The organism is Bacillus sp. AFS015802, from assembly GCF_002561455.1.
In the GTDB taxonomy this organism is placed as follows: domain Bacteria; phylum Bacillota; class Bacilli; order Bacillales; family Bacillaceae_B; genus Rossellomorea.
In genome coordinates, this window is the sequence record NZ_NTUP01000008.1 from 76,419 (window position 1) to 97,844 (window position 21,426).

Here is a 21,426-nt window from a genome sequence, read left to right on the forward strand (position 1 = left end):
TCTTGAAGTAGCAAACGGAGTGAAGGGGTATGGTATGAAACGTTTTTTAATTACATTCGGTTTATTGCTGATTTTTATAAGTTCTGGCCTCCTATTCTTCCAATGGTTGGGCTTCACGACTGAAAGTGCCGGGGAAGCGGGTGGAGTCGAGGTGAATCAATCTTATTCCATCATCCATCAGGACGGACGGTTTAATGTTACCCAGACGCTCCGCTTAGAAGCACCGGTCACTGCTCCCATGACGATTCGATGGCCGGAGGGGTCTGAGGACTTTACCTGTAAGGATGATAAAGAAAAGAGTTGTTTGACGAAAGAAAACGGTGAATTCTATGTGAACTCCACCTATCCTGATCTCCGGGAAATCACCATCACCTATTCTTTAAAGCAGTCGACTGAAGCTGAAACTGTACTATTAAAGAACTGGTACCCTGTCCTTTCTGATATTTCAACGGTGAATACAGATATTCAGTTAACGGAAAAGAGTCTTAGGAACGGAAAATGGATAGCAGGGTATCAATCTTCAAGTCATAAGAAACTGGATTATATCGATTATTATTTTTTCAGTGGACACGGTGAACCGTCAGATTTAGTGTGGACGAAAGAAGCGTGGAAAGAGAAAAAGTCTTCAGCTGTAAGAGTGTTGACTGAGGAAGGGGAATCGGCCGGATTTGATAAACTGGGTCCATTTGAATCACATACCGGTTTCGTGACCATCATCCTGACAAAAAAAATCAAACCTTTTCAATCTCCCCATCTGATCGTGATGAATGATGCATCCGGCGAGCAGTTGAAAGGGATCAGGCAAAGTTTGATGTATCAAACATTGTCGGCAAAAGATGAGGATGGATGGTTGAAGGAATTGGTTGTCGGTATTCTTTTTAATGAACCCCCCTATAACGCCAAACCGGCATGGATATATCAGCAGTTGAAAGAAGGTCTGAGTCCCGCTGAGTGGGAGGATCTGAGACAAAAGGTCAAGGGTCAACCGGTGGACCGGGTCATGCTCGATGACGCAGTGAGCAGAGTGACAGGTTTCACCTCTTCTTTTTTCAGTGAAAGGTTGAAAGGGAAAGAGAAGCCTCTGCTTATTCTTAAGGCAAATAAGCCTATTATGATCAACCGGAAACCAGGTCAGCTGTCTTATATTTCCTTTAAACAAAAGAAATTCATCCAGTTCCCCGAAACAGTCAAGGCTTTGGGTCTTGAAGTGAAGGAGCTCGGGCCCGGTGTATACTTCACTGCGATAAATGGGAATACATTGAGGTTCTATGTAAACGAAGACTACTTTATTTATAATGAAGAGAATTACGGTTTACTCATAAAGCCGGTCCAAACGGTAGGGGACACCGTCTATATGGATGTCGACTGGTTTGAGAAATTGTTCAATGTGGAAGTCATAGAAAAGGAAAACAGTATCGAGATTTTAAAAGAAATGTAAAAAGCCCTGCAGAACTTTCTGCAGGGTCCTTCTATATCCATCTCTGGAAAGAAGGCAAAGGGAGAGGAGAAACCGGAGGAAGAACTTATGGGGAATCGTAAGTCTTCTCCGCGGTTGGCAACAACATCAGTTAGGATGCTGTTACCTTCATTATCACCCAACTAAATGATTTTATACCTATTTGGAACAAATTTAGGATGTGGCGATATATGTCGGGATATGATAGGATAGGGAAGAAAAAATACATATATGGTGGATGATTATGAGAGTCATATCAGGTACATTAAAGGGCAGGCCATTGAAGGCTGTTCCGGGGAGTGGAACCCGGCCCACTACAGATAAGGTGAAAGAATCGATATTTAATATGTTAGGTCCCTATTTTGAAGGCGGGGAAGGGTTGGATTTGTTTGCAGGAAGCGGTGGACTGGGCATTGAGGCGTTAAGTCGCGGACTTGATTCCGTCATTTTTGTTGACAGGGATCAAAAGGCATTTCAAACCATAAAAGCCAATCTTAAAGACTGTGATTTGCTGGAGCAAAGTGAGGTTTACCGTAATGAAGCCACTAGAGCGTTAAAGGCGATATTAAAAAGAGGAATAGTCTTTGACTATATCTTTCTTGACCCCCCTTATAAACAGCAAAAGCTCCAGCAACTCCTGGAATTCATCGATGAACACAACCTTCTAAATGAAAGCGGTTACGTCATGTGTGAACATGGATCGGAAATCACGTTGGAAGATAGAACGGGAAGATTGAAGAAGGTAAGGGAAGAAACGTATGGAATCATCCGAATCTCCATTTTTTCAAAGGGATGAATGGTGGAAGAATAAGATAAAAGCCAGGAGGTAACACAATGCCAAGTATAGCAGTTTGTCCGGGAAGCTTCGATCCCATTACATATGGGCATCTGGATATTATTACACGGGGTGCCAAAGTGTTTGACGAGATTTACGTAGTAGTATTAAATAACTCTTCCAAGAAACCACTTTTTTCGGTAGAGGAAAGAATTGAATTGATCCGGGAAGTCACCAGGGACATACCAAATGTGGTAGTCGATTCATTTCAGGGCTTATTGGTGGATTATGCCAAGAATGTTAACGCGAAAGCGATCATCAGGGGATTGCGCGCGGTATCAGACTTTGAATATGAAATGCAGATCACGTCCATGAACCGGGTGCTTGACGATGAGATCGAGACGTTTTTCATCATGACGAATAATCAGTATTCGTTCTTAAGCTCAAGTATTGTGAAAGAAGTGGCTAAATACGGAGGCGATATCTCTGAGCTCGTACCTAAGCGTGTAGAAGAATCGTTAAAGAAGAAATATCAAAGGTAATAAATTAACAGGGCTGATCCAACTGTGTGACCTTGCCTTATCACTTCTGTGACAAGGGTGTTGGTCTATGTGGATCAACCCTGTTTTTTTTATTTATGCGCGTGTTCTCATCGTATAGAGGATCATATACACGACGAGACTGGAAATTGTAATAACGGGACCCGCTGTCTTGAACCAAAAAAGCATGTCGGTCCAAAATGCGTCATTGTGCCTGGCGAATACGGGGATGGCATTGGAAAGCTGTTCATCTGAAAATCGCTTATAAATGGGTTTCCAAATGATGATGGTGGTGACCGATGCTGCCAGTCCGTGAACCAGGCGTGCATAGAAGAAAGGCTTAAAACGTATATCCGTCTCTGCCAGGATACTTGCCACCTGTGCCTGGACGCTGAATCCGCTGAAGCCTAAGATGAAGCTTGTGATAATCGCTTGGTGAAGGAGAGTTGCTTCCGTTACCCCACTTGTCAGCTTGGATCCTAATGTAATTTCGAACATCCCTGAGATAAAAGGAATGCTTAACTGATCCGGTAATTGAAGCAGCAGGAACAAAGCCGATAAGCCTTCTGCAAAAAAGGTCGTGATATTCAGATGGTACAGCATTTTATTAATAACGGAAAACAGGATGATGAATCCACCTATCATCAATAAGGTCTGGATAGAAGAAGTGACGGCATCTCCCAGCAGTTTACCGATGGGCCGCTTGTCCTGTAGTCTTGTCTCGTGAAGGGCCGTGAAGGCTTCCTTGAGGATGAATCCATTTTTCCCGGATGTGGCAACATTCTTCCTGCTTTCTTCGTTTTCTTTTCCACCATAGAACCTCATGACGACCCCGACGCAAATGTTACCGATATAATGAGCGGCAGCCAAGACGATGCCAAGTGTGGCGTTTTGGAAAAAACCCACCGATACAGCCCCGAATATGAATAGAGGGTTGGAGGAGTTAGTGAACGAAACGAGCCGTTCGGCTTCCAATTTCGTAATTTGTTCTTCCTGGCGCAATCGAGCCGTCAATTTAGCCCCTGCAGGAAATCCCGATGCCATTCCCATCGCCCACACAAACCCGCCAACACCAGGGACTCGGAATAAAGGCCTCATCAAAGGCTCGAGCATCACGCCTATGAACCGGACGACTCCAAACCCGATCAACATTTCAGATACGATAAAAAAAGGCAGCAAAGATGGAAAGACGATTTCCCACCACATATCCAGGCCCCTGATGGATGCTTCAAGTGATTCCCCGGGCATCAGGATGAGAGATGTGGCAAATACCGTCACACTTATGGATAAAGCCAAGGTCTTGATTTTAGATTTGTACAACCGGACTTCCTCCCCTAAGAAAATAGTTCCTTCTATCTCAATTCCTTGTGAAACGGAAAAAGAATGATAAAATGAGATTAATTCAACTTGTCCTCATATTATTCAATATACTCATACATAATCGAAATAGACCATATGATGAATAGACCGATGACTCGGGAAAAGGGGGAAGGGCATGGATAGACCAAAAATTGGATTAGCCCTCGGCTCGGGTGGCGCAAGGGGATTTGCCCATTTAGGTGTATTGAAGGCGTTTGATGACGCGAAGATTCCGATTGATATGATAGCAGGCAGCAGCATGGGGGCGCTTGTTGGCTGTTTCTATGGAGTGGGTCACAAGATGGAAGACCTATACAAGCTTTCCACCACCTTCAGAAGAAAGTATTATTTAGACTTTACCGTTCCGAAGATGGGCTTTATTTCGGGTAAAAGAATAAAAGAATTCATACAGCTCTTCACTCATAATAAAAATATTGAGGATTTGAATATTCCTGTCAGCGTGGTGGCGACAGACATTACGAATGGGGAAAAAGTCATCTTTACCACCGGCCCCATTTCAAGTGCTGTACGGGCGAGCATTGCCATACCCGGCATCTTTGTACCTGAGAGAATAAATGGCCGTCTCTTGGTGGACGGAGGCGTGATCGACCGAGTCCCCGTTTCCGTCGTGAAGGAAATGGGGGCCGATATCGTCATAGGGGTCGATGTCTCCCACGTAAAACGAAATGCAGAAATCACCACTATTTATGATGTGATCATGCAAAGCATCGATATCCTTCAATTGGAGATTGTTGCTCACCGGGAATTCGCCTCGGACTTCATGATCAGACCGCATGTGGAAATGTATAGCACGAGAGCCTTTAAAAACATCGAAGAAATCATCGATATGGGGGAAGAAGAAGCGAAGAAGGTTATTCCTTCGATACAGGATGCCCTAGACAATTGGAAGGAGTAAAGGCTATGAAAACGAAAACGTTAATAAGAACCTTGGTCATCATGACCATCATCATGGTTGCCGGTTCTTTTTATTATCTTCCATTCTACGTAACGAAACCTGGAAGTGCACATGAACTGGATCCGATCGTCCATGTCAAGAATGGGGACCAGGATGATGGGGAACTGATGCTGACCACCGTCAGAATGGGAAGGGCGAATATTTATGCTTATCTCATGGCGAGTATAAGGAAATATGAATATATCTTTCCCGTCGAGGAAATCAGGAGTCCGCATGAAAGTGATGAAGAATACAATCTTCGTCAACTTCAGCTCATGAATAACTCCCAAAGCCATGCCATCGAAGTGGCGTATACAAAAGCAGGGAAATCTTTCGAATATAACTATAAAGGAATTTATGTATTAAGTATCTATCCGTCCATGCCTGCTGAAGAGGTTCTAAAACCTGGTGACCGGATCACGGCCATCGATGGTCAAACATTTCAGTCCTCACAGGAATTCATCGACTATGTAAGCGGGAAGACAAAAGGGGATAAAGTAGACATCACGTACGTCAGGGATAACAAAAAGAAGGTGGAAAGTATCCCGCTTGAAGCATTTCCCGATATGCCTGATAAAATTGGTCTGGGCATCACCTTAAGTGACGATAAAGAAATCATCACTGACCCCCCTGTGGAGCTTGATACCGAGGAAATAGGAGGACCTTCCGCCGGCTTGATTTTCAGCTTGGAAATCTATGATCAATTAATCGAGGAAAGCCTTGCAAAAGGTCACAGGATCGCTGGTACCGGCACGATCTCTGAAGATGGGGAAGTCGGACGCATCGGCGGCATCGAGCAGAAGATCATTGCGGCTGACAAAGCGGGAGCGGAATATTTCCTTGCACCTGATGAAACCATCACGAAGGAAATGAAGAAAAAATATCCCGACCTTGAATCGAACTATATCGCTGCGAAGAGAACGGCAGAAGATATTGGTACGGATATGAAAGTGATACCCGTCAAAACATTTGATGAGGCACTTTCCTTCCTGCAATCGATTGGAAAATAAACAAAGAGGCTGCCTTCGAAACCGGGGGAGCCTCTTTGTTTATTGTTTGACTAAATCATGATGGGCGGCTGAGACCACTCCTGTCGAAGTAATCGTTTTCGTGCCGCAGGATCCTTTAAGCCTAATGCATAGATCTCTGCCGCTTTGACATCTAATTGTACAGCCTGTTGGTCCGCGCTTGAAAGCTTACTGATCAAAGGGAGGGGCAGGTTCTTTTTCCGGGAATGGATAAACTCCCTCCCTCTCTCATTCATACCGAGAAGACGGATATAATCCGGGTAGAGATGCCTGCTCTTCATTTCCTGTTTATGTGTATCGGTCAATATATGAAGGAGCATTCTTTGAAGGCGTGTCCATGTGTATCGCTTCGTCTTCAGCTTTGTCATGAATTCCCCAAAGGAAAGGGAGGATTTTGCAAACTCCACCATCCTGTTTTCTATTCCTTCTTCTATTTCATATAGATCCTTCAGCGTGTTTTTAGGAGAGGAAAGAAGCTTGTATTGAAGCAATGTCCAATAATTCTCCCATCTGTGAAATCCACCATACTCTTTTTTGTACCTGTACAATTCCTCCACAGAACTCTCCGGAAGGTAAGAGGCAATCTCCTGCTGCTCTCCGTTGTTGAATATACTTTTTCGAATGCTGGTCGCACTGGCGATCGAAGGGGATGAAAAATGCTCATCATGGTATCCGGCTGATTCCCGCGTGATGGTATACGCCTTCATTGATGAAGAAAGCTGGTCCCTTGCCTCCATATAGTGAAAACCCAGTATATTGTTTGGCTTACTTAGGTCGATGACTGAATCCTCATTCCCCAATTTCTGAAATGCACCGGCGAGCGCGGAAGGATAGCTCATCCCTTCCTGGATAAATTCTTTTATGTACCTGTTATATGGTTCCTGATGGTTTTGAATGAACGATATCGTATCTCCGAAGGCATCAATATTTCCATCTTCGCTTCCAAAGCAAAAGCTCTCACAGCCAAAACGGTCAAGTAGTGAAATGGCTCCCCTTGAAAAAATTTCAGCATGCTGTGTCGCAAAGCTATAAGGAAGCTCTATGACAATGTCCACTCCTGCCTCCAAAGCCATTTTGGTACGGGCCCATTTGGAAACGAGTGCTGGCTCCCCCCGTTGCAGGAAGTGACCACTCATCACGGCGACTACAATATCTGCGCCTGTCGCGGACCGCGTTTCCCTCAAATGATGTAAATGTCCGTTATGAAAAGGATTATACTCTACTACTACCCCTGTAGCCCTCATCAAACCCCACATCCTTTCTACAATCCTCAAATACTTCTACCATGTTCATTATATAAGGAAATGATATAGATTCTCTCTTTTTTTGAAAGAACCATAACAATTATTATAAAATATTTGAAAGACGTTATATTTAAACGTTATAATTACAACACTATGGTTGTAAAGAGTGTAAAGAAAAAATATTGACAAACGGTATTATGAAAGCTATAATTACCTTTGTTGCCTTGAGGTGATGACATTGAAATGGTCAATAATACAATTACAAAAATTTAGAGACAAGGGACTTTCCATAGACGAAACGATTAATTTGGACGAACTGAAAGAAATCGATCCCCAAATTATTGAAGTCTCACCTATTCGAGTGTCTGGAAAAGCGGATATCGGTTCAAACCGAATCACCTTCCATCTTCATATAGAAGGAAAGTTAGTATTACCTTGCTCAAGAACCCTTGTGGATGTTGATTTACCAGTTGACATCAATACGATTGAGACGTATCTTCTAAATGAGGCTGATTATGATCAGTATGAGGAAGAGGAAGTACATCGTATCCAAGGTGATGTTATTGATTTAAAACCGGCTATCAGAGAATTGCTGCTACTTGAGATTCCGATGCAAGTAATCAGTGATGAAGCGAGAGAACAAGATGAGATGCCTTCCGGAAAGAACTGGGAAGTGATGACGGAAGAACAAGCTCATCAGGTCGAACAAGAGGAAGAGAAGAAAGTGGATCCTCGACTCGCTGACTTAGCTAAACTTCTTGATCAAAACAAGAACTCTTAAAAGCGAAGTACCAGCTCGACTGGCTTCATAATGAGTATGAATCTCTTTTAAGGAGGTGGGAAGAATGGCAGTACCTTTTAGAAGAACATCTAAAACAGCAAAAAGACAACGTCGTACACACTTCAAACTACGTGTACCTGGTATGGTAGCATGCCCGAACTGTGGTGAAATGAAACTAGCACACCGTGTTTGTAAAGAGTGCGGAACGTATAAAGGAAAAGAAGTTGTAAACAAATAATCGTTTACCACTGCAAAAAAGCGTGAAGAGACCATGGCTCTTCACGCTTTTTTTGTCATTCCGAGGAGAAAGGTCTGTTCATCCCGATCAGAAAACCATACACTGTAAGTAAAATAGGAGGGGGTTATAGAATTGGGACAATATCTAATACATATGAACGATGAAGGTATATTGAAGTTCATCATTAACCGGCCTGAGAAGCGAAATGCAGTGAGTTATGAAGTTATGGACGGACTTGAGAGGGCACTGGAAGAAAGTGTCCAAAACGATCATGTGAAAGCCCTGATGATAACAGGAAGCGGTGATCATGCTTTCTGTTCCGGGGGGGATCTGTCACAGTTTCATAGTCTTAAAACGGAAAGTGAAAGCTATGAAATGCTCAGTAAAATGGGAGGGCTTCTGACAAGACTGGCCTTTCTGCCGAAACCTACGATAGCCTTCATTAATGGGACTGCGATTGGAGGGGGATGCGAGATCGCCACTGCATGTGACTTCAGGGTATCGAAAAAAACGGCAAAAATGGGGTTCGTCCAAGGGAATCTTGCCATCACCACCGGATGGGGAGGAGGGACCCTGCTTTTGGAGAGGCTACCTGCGTCCAGTGCCCTTTCGCTTTTGATGACAGCGCGTGTCGAAGGAGCCGAAGTCCTTTATGAAATGGGGTTTATCGATGAGCTGGTGGATGACATCGTACCATTGCATGATATTCCGCTTATTCAAATGATCTCATCAAAATCTGCAGGTGTCCTGAAGGCCTATAAGCATCAACTTCTTACGAAATGGGATAAGGAAAGAATAGAAAAGAATATTTTAGAAGAAATTAAACAATGCTCCAAGCTCTGGGCTCGTGACGAACACCACGATGCCGTGGATACATTCCTTTCCAACTAAATACGATTGAACCATAAGGAACAGAGGTCAGCATCTGTTCCTTTTTTTATGCTGTAAAAATAATGGTGTTGATTCTATCTTCTCTAGCAAGAGCATATGTATGGAGAAACGGATTAAACAGGGGGGATGGAAATGTCTTCAAATAGACAGGATGCTTGGAGCCAGGATGAAGATGTATTGTTAGCGGAAGTGGTTTTGCGCCATATCCGTGAAGGTGGTACGCAGCTGCAAGCGTTTGAAGAAGTAGGAAAAAAACTATCAAGAACATCAGCGGCATGCGGCTTTCGCTGGAACTCGTTTGTTCGTAAACAATATAAATCCGGAATTGAACTTGCAAAAAAACAGAGGAAGCACTCCAAGAAGCACTCTCAGGTCATCAAAACTTTGGAAAATCAAAAGGAAGTACCTAAAGAAGACAGTACACCGGCTCTCTCAACTGCGGCTCCTGAAGCATTTTCAATGGGAGGTATGATCCAGTACCTCCAAAAAGCTGAAGAAGCCATACAAAATGAAGAGAAAGTAAGGAATGAAAACAGCCAGCTGCTCGAACAAATCTCAAAACTGGAAGAAAAGCTTAAGGGAGCAGAATCGGAATTAAAAGACTATGAAGAAAAATTCACCCTCCTTGAAGAAGATCACAAATCTTTATTAGCCATCTTTGAAAAAGCGAGGAAAATGGCGCTATTGCAGGGAAACGAAGACAAAGTGAAATTCCAGATGGATAAAAACGGGAATTTGCAAAGGTTGAATAAATGAATACAGAAAAAAGGCTGACTCATAGATCAATGAGCAAGCCTTTTTTAGTGTGTTAACTTATTTTTTGTTCTTTGACTCCTTCAGGGAACCATACGTAAGGATTCTCCCCGAGATCTCTTTCTACTTCATACGTAACGGCTTCAAAGCCCATCTTTTCCCAGAATCCTTGTGATTTGATGCGGGAATTGGTCTTGATCGGTAAACCAAAGTTCTTGGCGAATTCCACCAGTTCTTTTCCGTAATGTTTGTTCTGATATTTTGGCAATACTTCAAGCTTCCAGAGCTCCAGGTAATCCTGCGGTGGATCGAAGTATTGATCGAAACGGGCATTGCGCTGGTAAAGGCTCATTCTGGCAACCAGGGTATCGCCGAAATAAATTCCGTAAAATGGAGATTCGCTATCGTTTTCGATAATATTCGCCTGCAAGTCCTCAAGCATCGATAATTCCTGGACACCATATTCTTTAAATTTCTTAAACTCCTCTAGAGTTTTATAATTTACTTTTAATTTTTCCACTTTCACTGCCATAATATGACCTCCTAAAATGCTAAAAAATAAACCTGGGGAAACATGATAAATCATGTATCCGGTTGCAATCGATTGAAAGGTAGAACGATTAATTATTATTATTATATAACAAAAAAACAAAAAATTCTGCACTTAATTAAGAAAACGTTTACAATAGAGAAGAAGGATTTCGACGATTTTTGTAGAATTCGTATTATGAACAGATGTGTTCCATGAAGAAAGGGGAGAGATTGTGCGGAAGATATTAATTGCAAACAGGGGAGAAATCGCTTCAAGGATCATCAGAACATGTAAACAGTTAAACATTCAAACAGTCGCGGTTTATTCAGATGCAGATCAGGATATGCCCTTTGTGAAAGAAGCGGATGTTGCATACCGCATTGGTGAATCACAAGTGAATCGATCATACTTGGTAGCAGACAATATACTGGATGTTGCAAAAAAGGAAAAGGTGGATGGGATCCATCCCGGCTACGGGCTCTTATCTGAAAATGCCAACTTTGCAAAGCAGGTCACAGAAGAGGGGATCGTTTTTATCGGCCCTGCCCACGAGATCATCGATAAAATGGGAGACAAGGTAGAGGCGAGAAAAGTGATGCAGGAAGCGTCGGTACCGGTAGTCCCGGGAAGCGACGGCGGAGTCGAAACCATTGACGCGGCCAAGCAGGTGGCAGCCGGAATCGGCTATCCCGTCATGTTGAAAGCGAGTGGCGGTGGCGGAGGGATCGGCATGATCCGCTGCGAAAATGAGCAAGCGCTCGTTCAAAGCTTCGACTCTACTAAAAACCGTGCAAAAGCCTATTTTGGGAAAGAGGAAGTCTTTCTTGAAAAATGCATCGAAAATGCGAGACACGTCGAGGTTCAGATATTCGGGGATCATCATGGGAACTTGGTCCATCTCTTTGAGCGTAATTGCTCAGTTCAGAGAAGAAATCAGAAAGTGATAGAAGAATCACCTTCCCCGGCCCTATCTCAAGAAACAAAAGAGAAAATGTTTGAAGCTGCCGTGCAGGCCGGTAAGGCAGTGAATTATACCAATGCAGGAACGGTAGAATTCATCGTGGATGAAAACGAGAATTTTTATTTCCTTGAGATGAATACACGCCTTCAGGTGGAGCATCCGGTCACTGAATCGGTCACCGGCCTTGATCTTGTGAAATGGCAGCTCCTTGTGGCGGATGGTGAGCCCCTTCCTCTTTGCAGGCAGGAAGAAATCCAGATGAACGGTCATGCAATTGAATTCCGCGTTTATGCAGAAGATCCAAAGACTTTTTACCCTTCTCCCGGTCAGTTGACGGCATTGCAATGGGGCAAAGGCGAGGGTGTACGGGTGGATAGCGGATACGAAGAAGGGAATAAGGTGACACCGTTCTATGATCCCATGATTTCAAAATGTATCATTATGGGAAGTAGCCGTGAGGATGCATTACATAAAGCGAAGGCATTCTTTGAAGGGGTAACCATTGAAGGGGTCAAAACGAATGTCCCCCTTTTCAAGGATATCATTGAAGACAGCGGCTTTATGGAAGGATCTTATACGACGAAATGGCTTCAGGACTTTTTAACAGCCAACCGCACGTAGGCGGGGATGTAAGTCCATAACAAACACAAACTTAAGAGGACAAACTGGAGGAATCAATCATGAAGGAAATCACATCAACAATGGCAGGGACCGTATTAAATGTACTGGTGGAACAAGGTGGGGAAGTATCCAGCGGGGACACTGTCCTGATGCTTGAATCAATGAAAATGGAAATTCCTGTTGAAGCAGAAGCGGGAGGAAAAGTGACCGAAATTAAAGTAAGTGTAGGGGACTTCGTGAATGAAGGAGACGTATTACTGGTAATGGAAGGTTAATCATCGTGGGTAAACAATAAGTCAGAGATCGTTCGTGATCTCTGGCTTATCTGTAAGGGCATCGTATTCGATTACATATAACGACGGAGGGGATAGTATGTCGACATCTAAAACGATCATCAATACTCTTGAAGAAACGAGAGAAAGAATCGAGTCTGGTGGTCAGCCTAAGTATCATGAGAAATTGAAGGAACAGAAAAAGATGTTTGTTCGTGATCGTCTTCAACAATTATTCGATCATGGGGATTATCAAGAAGATGGAATGTTTGCAAACAATAAGGCAGAAGATCTGCCGGCCGACGGGGTGGTTACGGCAATCGGGAAAGTAGGGGGTCAGACCGTGTGTGTCATGGCGAATGATTCCACGGTGAAAGCCGGCTCCTGGGGTGCGAGGACGGTAGAGAAAATCATCCGCATCCAGGAAACAGCCCTGAATCTTAAAGTGCCTATCTTCTATTTGGTTGATTCTGCCGGAGCGCGTATCACCGATCAGCTGGATATGTTCCCGAATCGCAGGGGTGCCGGTAAAATATTTCACAATCAAGTGAAGATGTCCGGGATGGTTCCGCAAATCTGTGTCCTTTTTGGACCATCTGCCGCTGGTGGGGCATACATCCCGGCGTTCTGTGATATCGTAATCATGGTTGATGGAAATGCGTCCATGTATCTTGGTTCTCCGCGTATGGCGGAAAAAGTCATCGGGGAGAAAGTGACTCTTGAAGAAATGGGTGGCGCAAGAATGCACTGTACCGTCAGTGGCTGTGGAGACCTTCTTGCTGCATCTGAAGAGGAAGCGATTGAGGAAGCGAAGAGATACTTAAGTTATTTCCCGGCGAATTATCAGCACAAGCCAAAGGTGTTGGATGGACTTGCCCCTAAACATGAAAAGCTGCTGGAGGATATCATCCCCGAACACCAAAACGCTCCTTTCAATATGTATGACTGCATTGATACATTGATTGATGAAGGAAGCTTCTTTGAAATGAAGAAGCTCTTCGCTCCTGAACTGATCACCGGCTTCGGACGATTGGATGGGAACGTAGTCGGAATCATTGCCAATCAGCCGAAAGTAAAAGGCGGGGTCCTTTTCCATGACTCTGCAGACAAAGGGGCTAAATTCATTCAGCTGTGTGATGCCTTCCATATCCCATTATTGTTCCTGGCAGATGTACCGGGATTCATGATCGGGACCAAAGTGGAAAGAGCCGGAATCATCCGTCATGGTGCGAAGTTGATAGCAGCCATGAGCTCTGCAACGGTAACGAAAATTTCAGTGATCGTCAGAAAAGCTTATGGAGCCGGTTTATATGCAATGGCCGGTCCTGCATTCGACCCGGATGTATGCATCGCCCTCCCTACGGCGCAAATCGCCGTGATGGGGCCTGAAGCGGCAGTGAACGCTGTGTATTCAAATAAGATACAGGCAATTGAAGATCCTAAAGAGAGAATTCAGTATGTGCAGGAAAAACAGAAGGAATATAAAGAGCATATCGATATTTACAAATTGGCATCTGAATTAATCGTAGATGAAATCACTGCTCCAAATGAATTGCGATCCGTATTGATCCAACGTTATAAGCTTTATGAAACAAAGGATGTAAGTTTCAGTGAAAGGAAACATCCTGTATATCCTGTCTAAGGGTATCAATAAGGGCCCGTTCCTTTGGAACGGGCCCTTTCTTTCAATGAGGCATTGGATGTTACAACCGAAGCATTTTCATTATGTGAAAAATTTGGTAAAATAGTCATACACTATGATTAGAGAAGGAGTCTTTATGAAAATAGGAATCTTTGGAGGAGGAGCTGTCGGTCTTTTATTTGCGGGCAATTTGGGCCGTGTATATGATGTGACTCTTATCGTTAGGAGGGAGTCCCAGGTCCGCTCCCTGATGAGAAATGGGATTACTATACATAAAAAAGGCTCCACGACCACAACGAAAGTCAGAGCAGTACAAAGTATCGCAGCGCATGAGAAATTAGACCTTGCGATTGTAGCTGTGAAAGAATACGATCTCTCATCACTTGAGGACGCACTCGTTAAAATTGGTTCCGATGTGCCCCTTTTGTTCGTTCAAAATGGGATCGGTCATGTTGAATGGGTGAAATCTTTGCCACATCATGATCTGATCGCCGGCTCGGTTGAGCATGGGGCACTGAAAGAGAATGATGTGACCATTCATCATTTAGGGGAAGCTGGGACGAATATTGCGTTGATTAGAGGTAAATGGGGTGTGGTGGAAGAAGTTGTAACTAAGTGTATCGATTCCTTCCCTTTTATCATACAAGATGACTTCGAGAAGATGCTCCTGAATAAGTTGTTTGTCAATGTATCCATCAATCCTCTGACGGCTTTAACCGGTGTGACGAATGGAAAGCTGACCGAGAACCCTCATTTTCACCTATTGCAACGGGAGTTATTCAGCGAGCTTCTACTCCTGTTCCCTCATATGGAAGGAACGATCTCTTTCGATAGAGTGGTCGATATTTGCAGGAATACATATCAAAACCGGTCTTCCATGTTAAAGGATATTGAATCGCATAGAAGAACGGAAATTGAATCCATCTTGGGCGTTCTTCTTGAAAAAGCGCAGAAAGAAAACCATTTTGTACCCATCATGAATGTACTATACAGATTAGTTAAAGGAATAGAAAGAGAAGGTCTGGGGGGATAAAATGGCTTCCATTTTTTCGACGATCATTGCCATTTTTGTTATGATCCCATTTTTGGGATATTTCATTAGCTTTATTCTTGCAAAGGAAATCATGAAAAGTCACCGGAAGGCAGTCCACTTCGCCATTGATATTACGACTTTTCTGTTGATTGTATCCGTTCACTTCATTGTCCTCGCCATTTGGCAGACATCCTATCTGTGGCTTATTTTTCTTGTGATTTGTTCCATAGGGGTCCTGTTTGCCATCATGTACTGGAAGGCGAAGGGTGAGATTCATTACCCAAAAGTATTGAGAGGCTTCTGGAGAGTCAACTTCCTCTTATTTTTCACTGCCTATATCACATTGATGATCACCGGCCTCATCCTCCGCATCTTAGAATTGTATTAAAATTAACAGGCAAGTTTTTTCCTTTTCCTTATGTGGAATGATATACTCATCGTTAGGATATCTTGAGCCAGAAAAGGAGTAATTCATATGGAATTGGAAAGCTTAAACATTCCAGCAATAAATCAGTTTGCCTCTAAATATTTAAAACAAGAAGAGCCAGTCACTTCTTTTTTTCACTATAATATCAACACCCCTGCAGTCTACCGAGAGCGGATGAAGGATTTAGATTCCCGTGAGTTCCCCCGGGAAGGTCTGACTGAATGTATATCTTCGTATATGCAGGGGCTGCCTTCTTCCGATAAAGTGGGAGAGTCCATTGAGAAATTGGGAAACGATGCGGTAACCGTCGTTGCAGGACAGCAGGCCGGGCTTTTGACAGGGCCTCTTTATACCATACATAAAATCATTTCTGTCATCCAATTGGCAAGGCAGCAGGAAGCGGAACTGAACCACCCTGTTGTACCGGTTTTTTGGATAGCGGGAGAAGATCACGATTATCAAGAAGTGAACCATATTTACGTAGAAAAGGGATCAAGACTCGAGAAGATCGGGTACCCTGAAAGAGTTCTTGAAAAAAAGATGACCTCTCATATCTCGTATACAAAACCAGTGATGAAGAAATGGCTGAAAGACATCCTGGCAATGTTCGGGGAAACGTCTTATACGAATGATCTGTCATCTGAGCTCAATAGTATGATCGACCGGGAGGAAACGATTGTTCGCTTATTTGCCCATCTGGTTATGAGCTTATTTAAGGATTTCGGGTTATTGGTCATCGATTCCTCTCACCCTCCGCTCAGAAGACTTGAAGCGACCCATTTCCGTCATTTGATAGAAAGCAGTCAGTCCATCACAGATGCGGTCCTTCAGCAACAGGAGGAGATCCGGGAAAATGGGTTTAATACCCAGTTGGAAATCTCCTCTTCTGCAGCGAATCTCTTTCTTCAAATTCAGAATGAAAGAGCTTTATTGGATAGGGATGGGGATACTTTCTTTGAGAAAAATAGCGGGAAGACGTATTCCTCTGCGGAGCTTTTGGCGATTTTGGAAGAAAGTCCGGAAACCTTCAGCAATAATGTCGTCACCAGGCCTTTGATGCAGGAATGGTTATTCCCGAACCTGGCGTTTATTGCTGGTCCGGGTGAAATCGCTTATTGGGGCGAATTGAAAAAAGCTTTTGAATGCGTAGACTTGAAGATGCCTCCGGTCGTCCCGCGGCTGAATATCACCATCGTGGAGAGGGAGATAAGCAAACGGATCCAGGAGCTCCAATTGACGCTTCACGGAGTGATAACAGAAGGCGTATCAACTGCCAGGGATGCCTTTTGGAAATCACTTGAACGCCCCGGGTTAGAGATAGAAATGAAAGACCTCCAGGATGACCTCGAACGCAAATATAGACGGATCAGGGAAGAAGCCCTAACGATCGATCAGGGATTAAATCCGATCATCGATAAGAACCTTGAATTCCATCTGAGTCAGTTCGATTATTTACGCAAAAAAGTGGATAAAGCACTGAAAGATAAGCACTCATTAATTTTCACTCAATTTATGAAAGTGGAAAACAGTATCAGACCGAATGAGGGCCCACAGGAGAGAACGTGGAACGTCCTTTACTTCCTGAACAAATACGGTCCCACTTTTATTAGGGATTTGACCATGCAGGATTATTCTTTTGATGGAACGCATAAAGTGATTTATATATAAACTCAATAAAAAAGGACCAAATTCGTTTTAAATTGCGGATTTGGTCCTTTTTCTGTTGGATAAAGACAAATTTCACCCCCGGAAATTTGTCTGGAAAAGCGGGAAAAACACTAATGAAAAATAGAGGAAATATTTTGCAGGGAAAGAATATAGAAAAGAGTGGAGAAAAGTGGGGGGATGTGGTACATTTGTGTTAGAAAGTGGGGGCAGTGCATATGTTCATGGGCGAATATCAACATAACATTGATAATAAAGGCCGTTTAATTGTACCTGCCAAGTTCCGTGATCACCTCGGAGATTCATTTGTCATTACCCGGGGACTTGATCAGTGCTTATTTGGCTACCCCATGGATGAGTGGCGATCCCTAGAGGAAAAGCTCAAAGCCCTGCCGCTGACTAAGAAAGATGCCCGAGCCTTCACAAGGTTTTTCTTCTCTGGAGCAACCGAGAGTGAACTGGATAAGACGGGCAGGGTGAATATTCCTGCTACACTTGTGAATTATGCAAAATTGGATAAAGAATGCATTATTTTGGGAGTTTCCAATCGAATTGAGATTTGGAGTAAATCATTATGGGAAGACTATTTCACACAGTCTGAAGATTCATTTGCAGAACTTGCAGAGAATATGGCAGGGTTTGATATTTAACCCCCACAAAACGTTCGATTGGAAAGGTGAAGTCAACATGTTTAAACATACAACCGTATTATTGAAAGAAACCGTAGATGGCTTGGATATCAAGGAAGATGGAGTATACGTCGATTGTACGTTAGGCGGAGCCGGGCATAGTGAATATCTTGCCAGTCAGCTATCGCCTGAGGGACATCTGTACTGCTTCGATCAGGATGAAACAGCCATCAGCCACGCAAAAGAAAAGCTTTCATCCTATCAGGACAGGGTGACATTCGTTCAATCAAATTTCCGGAATATCAAGGAAGAGCTTGAACATCTTGGAGTACATAGTGTGGATGGGATTCTATACGATCTTGGTGTGTCATCACCTCAACTGGATACTCCAGAACGAGGCTTTAGTTATCATCATGATGCCCCTCTCGACATGAGAATGGACTTACAAGGGGAAGTGAGTGCTTATGATGTCGTCAATCACTGGTCGTTTGAAGACCTCGTCCGGATCTTTTATCGATATGGAGAAGAAAAGTTTTCAAAGCAGATCGCCAGGAAGATTGAAGCAGCACGTGAAGTGAAAGCAATCGAAACGACGGGAGAACTGGTGGAACTGATCAAGGATGGGATTCCTGCTCCTGCAAGACGAAAGGGCGGTCATCCCGCCAAGAGGGTCTTTCAGGCAATCAGAATTGCCGTCAATGATGAGCTTGGAGCCTTCGAGGATTCGCTCGAACAAGCCATCGGGCTTCTTCATAAGGGTGGACGAGTGAGTGTCATAACGTTTCATTCTTTAGAGGACCGGATTTGTAAAACGATGTTCAAAGAGAAAGCGTCAGGCCCTGACCTGCCTCCGGGATTACCGATTATCCCAGAAGGGTATGAGGCAGAACTTAAACTTGTAACAAGAAAACCGATCCTGCCAAGCGAAGAAGAATTGGAAGAGAATAATCGAGCCAGGTCGGCTAAATTGAGAATCGCAGAAAAAAATATATAAATAGAAGGAAACAGGAGGGAGAATTTTGAGTAACCTAGCCAGAAATTACGAGCAGCAAAAAGTTGAGAAATCCTATCAGTCCGTTCAAGCCAAACCCAAAAGGTTGAATGAGGAAAGAAGATCCGTTGTCACACCGGGTGAGAAAATCCTTGTGGCCATCTTCGCCATGGTATTTTGCTTCCTGGCCGTTCAAATTGTATCAACCCAGGCCGCCATCTATGATGTAAACAAAGAGGTTCAGCACGTTGAAACGACTATTGAAAAACAAGAAAAGGCGAATAATGACCTGAAGCTTCAAGTAAGCGAATTGAGTACGTATGAGCGCATCCTTGAAAAAGCAAAGGAACTTGGGCTTAACCTGAAAGAAAAGAACGTTAAGGTTGTTGAACAATAATGAAAAAGAGACCAAGCATGAACATAGGGGCAGCCATCCTTTTCGGGATTTTCGGCTTGCTCTTTTTTGTATTAATGGTCCGCTTCGTCACCATTCAGGTCACTGGGGAAGCGGAGGGGAAGGTCCTAGCTTCACAAGCCGCAAAAAAATATATAAAAAGTCATATCTTAGAAGCACATAGAGGGACGATATTTGACGGTAAAGGGGAAGTGATTGCGGAGGATACGTCCGCTTATACATTAGTTGCAATACTGGATCCAAGCATCACGAGTGATCCGAAGAAACCGAAGCACGTGACGGAACCTGAAAAGACGGCCAAAGTTCTCGCTGAATATCTTGATATGAAAGAGAGCGAAATCTATGACCGCTTAAATCAAAAAGGACCATATCAAGTGGAATTCGGGGCTCCCGGCAGAGACTTATCACACCAAAAAATGCTTGAAATCAAAGATGCGGACCTTCCTGGTATCACATTCAGGAAAGAAGCGAAGCGTTTTTATCCGAACGGCTCCTTTGCATCACATCTGATCGGATTTGCCCAAAAAACAACCAATGATGACGGCGATTCCACTACAGTGGGGAAAATGGGCGTAGAAGCAAGCTTCAATGATGTCTTAAAGGGCAAGGATGGTTCTGTTCAATATAAGAGTGATGTATGGGGCTATCTTCTGCCGAATGCAGACGAACATGTGACTAAGCCTGAAGATGGGGACGATCTCTATCTGACGATCGATAAAAAAATTCAGACCTTCCTTGAAGAGGCCATGAATGAAGTTCAAAAAAAATACAAGCCGAAGAAAATGTTTGCCATTGTATCCGACCCGAAAACAGGGAAGATTTTGGCGATGAGTCAAAGACCCACCTTTCATCCGGATACAAGAGAGGGATTATTGGATAACTGGACCAATATCATCGTCGAAGATACCTATGAACCCGGTTCAACGATGAAGTCCTTTTCTCTGGCAGCTGCCGTGAATGAAGGCAAGTTCAACCCGAATGAAACCTATGAATCTGGTAAGTTCTACGTAGAGAATGTTCCCAATCCCATCCGCGACCATAATGGAGGGGAAGGCTGGGGGACCATTACATACTTAGAAGGTGTACAAAGATCTTCCAATGTTGCCTTTGCCAACCTCCTGGATAAAATCGGGTTCAAGAAATATGAGAATTATTTACATGATTTTGGATTTGGTGAAGCGACAGATGTAGGTTTACCGAATGAAGCAGCGGGGTCGATCCTTTATCATTACCCGATTGAAAAATACACGACCATCTTCGGTCAGGGTACAACCGTCACACCGCTTCAAATGATCCAGGCAGAGTCTGCGATTGCCAATGATGGCAAAATGATGAAGCCTTATGTCATTTCTAAAATCGTCGATCCGAACACGAATAAAGTAATCAAAGAGACAAAGCCTGAAGTTTCAGGCAGTCCCATCTCGAAAGAAACGGCGATCAAGACCAGGGAATATCTTGAAACGACCGTCACTTCTGAACATGGTACAGGACAGAAGTTTGCGATAGAAGGATATCGTGTCGGCGGTAAGTCGGGGTCAGGTCAGATTCCGGATCCTGCCAATGGCCGGTATATGGTCGGGAAAGAAAATTATCTCTTCTCCTTCATGGGCATGGCTCCCATCGATGACCCTCAATTAATTGTCTATGTGGGGGTGCAGCAGCCTGAATTGGAGCCGACTGAAATCGGCTCGGACCCGGTATCGGCCGTATTCAATCCAGTTATGCAGAATAGCTTAAAATACCTGAACATCAAACCTCAGGAAAAAGTGAGCCTGAAAAAACAGTCTCTTCCTGACACAGGAAAAATGAGTGTGGAAGAAGCGAAGAAGGAGCTCGAAAAAGCAGGGGTGACTCCCGTTGTAGTCGGAAATGGTTCTGAAGTGGTCAAACAGCTCCCTCAAGGTGGAAGCGCCATCCTTGAAGGTGAGAGAGTCGTGATCAGAACCGACGGAGACATCACCATACCGGATATGAAGGGATGGTCTGTAAGAGATGTCTTTAAGGTAGCGGGTATCGCCGGTCTGAAGATCAATATGGTTGGAAATGGATATGCAGTCAGCCAAAACGTTCAGCCTGGAGTAAAGGTCAAGAAAGATGAGCCGCTTGTCGTCAACTTCAAGACCCCTGAAGAAGCAGCGATCCCGAAAGAAGAAAATGAACAGCCTCTTAATTAGCAAAAAGGGATGACTAATCGATGATACAACCTCCCTCCTTCTCCC

The 21,426-nt window shown here is 43.8% G+C and carries 22 protein-coding genes; 19 read left to right on the forward strand and 3 right to left on the reverse strand.

The window, feature by feature from the left end; all coding sequences use genetic code 11:
• Positions 1-34 precede the first annotated feature (34 nt).
• The 3 genes from CN378_RS05475 to coaD all read left to right on the forward strand — a co-directional run bounded on the left by CN378_RS05475 (position 35) and on the right by coaD (position 2,773).
• Positions 35-1,438: a hypothetical protein gene (locus CN378_RS05475; RefSeq protein ID WP_098350919.1), complete on the forward strand. Its 1,404-nt coding sequence runs from the start codon at positions 35-37 to the stop codon at positions 1,436-1,438.
• A 262-nt stretch (positions 1,439-1,700) separates the two neighbouring features.
• Entirely contained in the window at positions 1,701-2,252 is a 552-nt protein-coding gene (gene rsmD / locus CN378_RS05480; protein ID WP_098350920.1) for a 16S rRNA (guanine(966)-N(2))-methyltransferase RsmD, read from the forward strand.
• A 38-nt stretch (positions 2,253-2,290) separates the two neighbouring features.
• Positions 2,291-2,773 (forward strand): pantetheine-phosphate adenylyltransferase, encoded by a 483-nt coding sequence (gene coaD / locus CN378_RS05485; RefSeq protein WP_098350921.1) that lies wholly within the window; start codon positions 2,291-2,293, stop codon positions 2,771-2,773.
• Between the two features lie 93 nt (positions 2,774-2,866).
• On the opposite strand, the gene ylbJ is transcribed toward coaD, so the two are convergent.
• Positions 2,867-4,090: a sporulation integral membrane protein YlbJ gene (ylbJ, locus tag CN378_RS05490; RefSeq protein WP_098350922.1), complete on the reverse strand. Its 1,224-nt coding sequence runs from the start codon at positions 4,088-4,090 to the stop codon at positions 2,867-2,869.
• Positions 4,091-4,265: 175 nt separating this feature from the next.
• Between ylbJ and CN378_RS05495 the strand changes: the two genes are divergently transcribed.
• Positions 4,266-5,045 (forward strand): patatin-like phospholipase family protein, encoded by a 780-nt coding sequence (locus tag CN378_RS05495; protein WP_098350923.1) that lies wholly within the window; start codon positions 4,266-4,268, stop codon positions 5,043-5,045.
• Positions 5,046-5,050: 5 nt separating this feature from the next.
• Positions 5,051-6,094 carry a SepM family pheromone-processing serine protease gene (locus CN378_RS05500; RefSeq protein WP_098350924.1) on the forward strand — a complete coding sequence of 348 codons (1,044 nt, stop codon included), beginning with the start codon at positions 5,051-5,053 and terminating at the stop codon, positions 6,092-6,094.
• A gap of 50 nt (positions 6,095-6,144) precedes the next feature.
• Here CN378_RS05500 and CN378_RS05505 read toward each other — a convergent pair whose 3' ends face one another.
• On the reverse strand, positions 6,145-7,356 hold the full coding sequence (locus CN378_RS05505) for a nucleotidyltransferase (protein WP_098350925.1): 1,212 nt from the start codon (positions 7,354-7,356) through the stop codon (positions 6,145-6,147).
• A gap of 238 nt (positions 7,357-7,594) precedes the next feature.
• On the opposite strand from CN378_RS05505, the gene CN378_RS05510 reads away from it, so the two are divergent.
• From CN378_RS05510 to CN378_RS05525, 4 genes are all read left to right on the forward strand, one after another.
• Entirely contained in the window at positions 7,595-8,137 is a 543-nt protein-coding gene (locus tag CN378_RS05510; RefSeq protein ID WP_098350926.1) for a YceD family protein, read from the forward strand.
• A 64-nt stretch (positions 8,138-8,201) separates the two neighbouring features.
• Positions 8,202-8,375: a 50S ribosomal protein L32 gene (gene rpmF / locus CN378_RS05515; RefSeq protein ID WP_044337494.1), complete on the forward strand. Its 174-nt coding sequence runs from the start codon at positions 8,202-8,204 to the stop codon at positions 8,373-8,375.
• A gap of 132 nt (positions 8,376-8,507) precedes the next feature.
• Complete coding sequence (locus CN378_RS05520; RefSeq protein ID WP_098350927.1) at positions 8,508-9,266, forward strand: enoyl-CoA hydratase/isomerase family protein; 759 nt, start codon at positions 8,508-8,510, stop codon at positions 9,264-9,266.
• Between the two features lie 132 nt (positions 9,267-9,398).
• Entirely contained in the window at positions 9,399-10,022 is a 624-nt protein-coding gene (locus tag CN378_RS05525; protein WP_098350928.1) for an RsfA family transcriptional regulator, read from the forward strand.
• Between the two features lie 52 nt (positions 10,023-10,074).
• Here the strand turns inward: CN378_RS05525 and CN378_RS05530 are convergent, their stop codons facing one another.
• Positions 10,075-10,551 carry an N-acetyltransferase gene (locus CN378_RS05530; RefSeq protein WP_098350929.1) on the reverse strand — a complete coding sequence of 159 codons (477 nt, stop codon included), beginning with the start codon at positions 10,549-10,551 and terminating at the stop codon, positions 10,075-10,077.
• A 232-nt stretch (positions 10,552-10,783) separates the two neighbouring features.
• Between CN378_RS05530 and CN378_RS05535 the strand changes: the two genes are divergently transcribed.
• From CN378_RS05535 to CN378_RS05580, 10 genes are all read left to right on the forward strand, one after another.
• Positions 10,784-12,133, forward strand: a complete 1,350-nt coding sequence (locus CN378_RS05535; protein WP_098350930.1) for an acetyl-CoA carboxylase biotin carboxylase subunit — start codon at positions 10,784-10,786, stop codon at positions 12,131-12,133.
• Between the two features lie 59 nt (positions 12,134-12,192).
• Positions 12,193-12,408 carry a biotin/lipoyl-binding carrier protein gene (locus tag CN378_RS05540; RefSeq protein WP_098350931.1) on the forward strand — a complete coding sequence of 72 codons (216 nt, stop codon included), beginning with the start codon at positions 12,193-12,195 and terminating at the stop codon, positions 12,406-12,408.
• A 97-nt stretch (positions 12,409-12,505) separates the two neighbouring features.
• Positions 12,506-14,047 carry an acyl-CoA carboxylase subunit beta gene (locus CN378_RS05545; RefSeq protein ID WP_098350932.1) on the forward strand — a complete coding sequence of 514 codons (1,542 nt, stop codon included), beginning with the start codon at positions 12,506-12,508 and terminating at the stop codon, positions 14,045-14,047.
• Positions 14,048-14,183: 136 nt separating this feature from the next.
• Positions 14,184-15,080: a 2-dehydropantoate 2-reductase gene (locus tag CN378_RS05550; RefSeq protein WP_179884818.1), complete on the forward strand. Its 897-nt coding sequence runs from the start codon at positions 14,184-14,186 to the stop codon at positions 15,078-15,080.
• Position 15,081: 1 nt separating this feature from the next.
• Positions 15,082-15,468: a DUF3397 domain-containing protein gene (locus CN378_RS05555; protein WP_098350934.1), complete on the forward strand. Its 387-nt coding sequence runs from the start codon at positions 15,082-15,084 to the stop codon at positions 15,466-15,468.
• Between the two features lie 87 nt (positions 15,469-15,555).
• Positions 15,556-17,175, forward strand: a complete 1,620-nt coding sequence (bshC, locus tag CN378_RS05560; protein WP_098350935.1) for a bacillithiol biosynthesis cysteine-adding enzyme BshC — start codon at positions 15,556-15,558, stop codon at positions 17,173-17,175.
• Positions 17,176-17,390: 215 nt separating this feature from the next.
• A complete protein-coding gene (gene mraZ, locus CN378_RS05565; protein ID WP_098350936.1) occupies positions 17,391-17,822 on the forward strand; it encodes a division/cell wall cluster transcriptional repressor MraZ in 432 nt (143 codons plus the stop codon).
• Between the two features lie 37 nt (positions 17,823-17,859).
• On the forward strand, positions 17,860-18,795 hold the full coding sequence (gene rsmH, locus CN378_RS05570) for a 16S rRNA (cytosine(1402)-N(4))-methyltransferase RsmH (RefSeq protein WP_098350937.1): 936 nt from the start codon (positions 17,860-17,862) through the stop codon (positions 18,793-18,795).
• 25 nt (positions 18,796-18,820) lie between these two features.
• Positions 18,821-19,189 carry a cell division protein FtsL gene (gene ftsL, locus CN378_RS05575; RefSeq protein WP_098350938.1) on the forward strand — a complete coding sequence of 123 codons (369 nt, stop codon included), beginning with the start codon at positions 18,821-18,823 and terminating at the stop codon, positions 19,187-19,189.
• Positions 19,189-21,381 carry a penicillin-binding protein gene (locus CN378_RS05580; protein ID WP_098350939.1) on the forward strand — a complete coding sequence of 731 codons (2,193 nt, stop codon included), beginning with the start codon at positions 19,189-19,191 and terminating at the stop codon, positions 21,379-21,381. Before ftsL ends, CN378_RS05580 begins: the two co-directional genes overlap by 1 nt.
• The last annotated feature ends 45 nt before the right edge of the window (positions 21,382-21,426 follow it).

Bases quoted from the DNA above. Each gene is read 5' to 3' on its own strand.
- CN378_RS05475 (WP_098350919.1), top strand. From the start codon at position 35: ATGAAACGTTTTTTAATTACATTCGGTTTATTGCTGATTTTTATAAGT.
- rsmD (WP_098350920.1), top strand. From the start codon at position 1,701: ATGAGAGTCATATCAGGTACATTAAAGGGCAGGCCATTGAAGGCTGTT.
- coaD (WP_098350921.1), top strand. From the start codon at position 2,291: ATGCCAAGTATAGCAGTTTGTCCGGGAAGCTTCGATCCCATTACATAT.
- CN378_RS05495 (WP_098350923.1), top strand. From the start codon at position 4,266: ATGGATAGACCAAAAATTGGATTAGCCCTCGGCTCGGGTGGCGCAAGG.
- CN378_RS05500 (WP_098350924.1), top strand. From the start codon at position 5,051: ATGAAAACGAAAACGTTAATAAGAACCTTGGTCATCATGACCATCATC.
- CN378_RS05505 (WP_098350925.1), bottom strand. From the start codon at position 7,356: ATGAGGGCTACAGGGGTAGTAGTAGAGTATAATCCTTTTCATAACGGA.
- rpmF (WP_044337494.1), top strand. From the start codon at position 8,202: ATGGCAGTACCTTTTAGAAGAACATCTAAAACAGCAAAAAGACAACGT.
- CN378_RS05525 (WP_098350928.1), top strand. From the start codon at position 9,399: ATGTCTTCAAATAGACAGGATGCTTGGAGCCAGGATGAAGATGTATTG.
- CN378_RS05530 (WP_098350929.1), bottom strand. From the start codon at position 10,551: ATGGCAGTGAAAGTGGAAAAATTAAAAGTAAATTATAAAACTCTAGAG.
- CN378_RS05540 (WP_098350931.1), top strand. From the start codon at position 12,193: ATGAAGGAAATCACATCAACAATGGCAGGGACCGTATTAAATGTACTG.
- CN378_RS05545 (WP_098350932.1), top strand. From the start codon at position 12,506: ATGTCGACATCTAAAACGATCATCAATACTCTTGAAGAAACGAGAGAA.
- CN378_RS05550 (WP_179884818.1), top strand. From the start codon at position 14,184: ATGAAAATAGGAATCTTTGGAGGAGGAGCTGTCGGTCTTTTATTTGCG.
- CN378_RS05555 (WP_098350934.1), top strand. From the start codon at position 15,082: ATGGCTTCCATTTTTTCGACGATCATTGCCATTTTTGTTATGATCCCA.
- bshC (WP_098350935.1), top strand. From the start codon at position 15,556: ATGGAATTGGAAAGCTTAAACATTCCAGCAATAAATCAGTTTGCCTCT.
- mraZ (WP_098350936.1), top strand. From the start codon at position 17,391: ATGTTCATGGGCGAATATCAACATAACATTGATAATAAAGGCCGTTTA.
- rsmH (WP_098350937.1), top strand. From the start codon at position 17,860: ATGTTTAAACATACAACCGTATTATTGAAAGAAACCGTAGATGGCTTG.
- CN378_RS05580 (WP_098350939.1), top strand. From the start codon at position 19,189: ATGAAAAAGAGACCAAGCATGAACATAGGGGCAGCCATCCTTTTCGGG.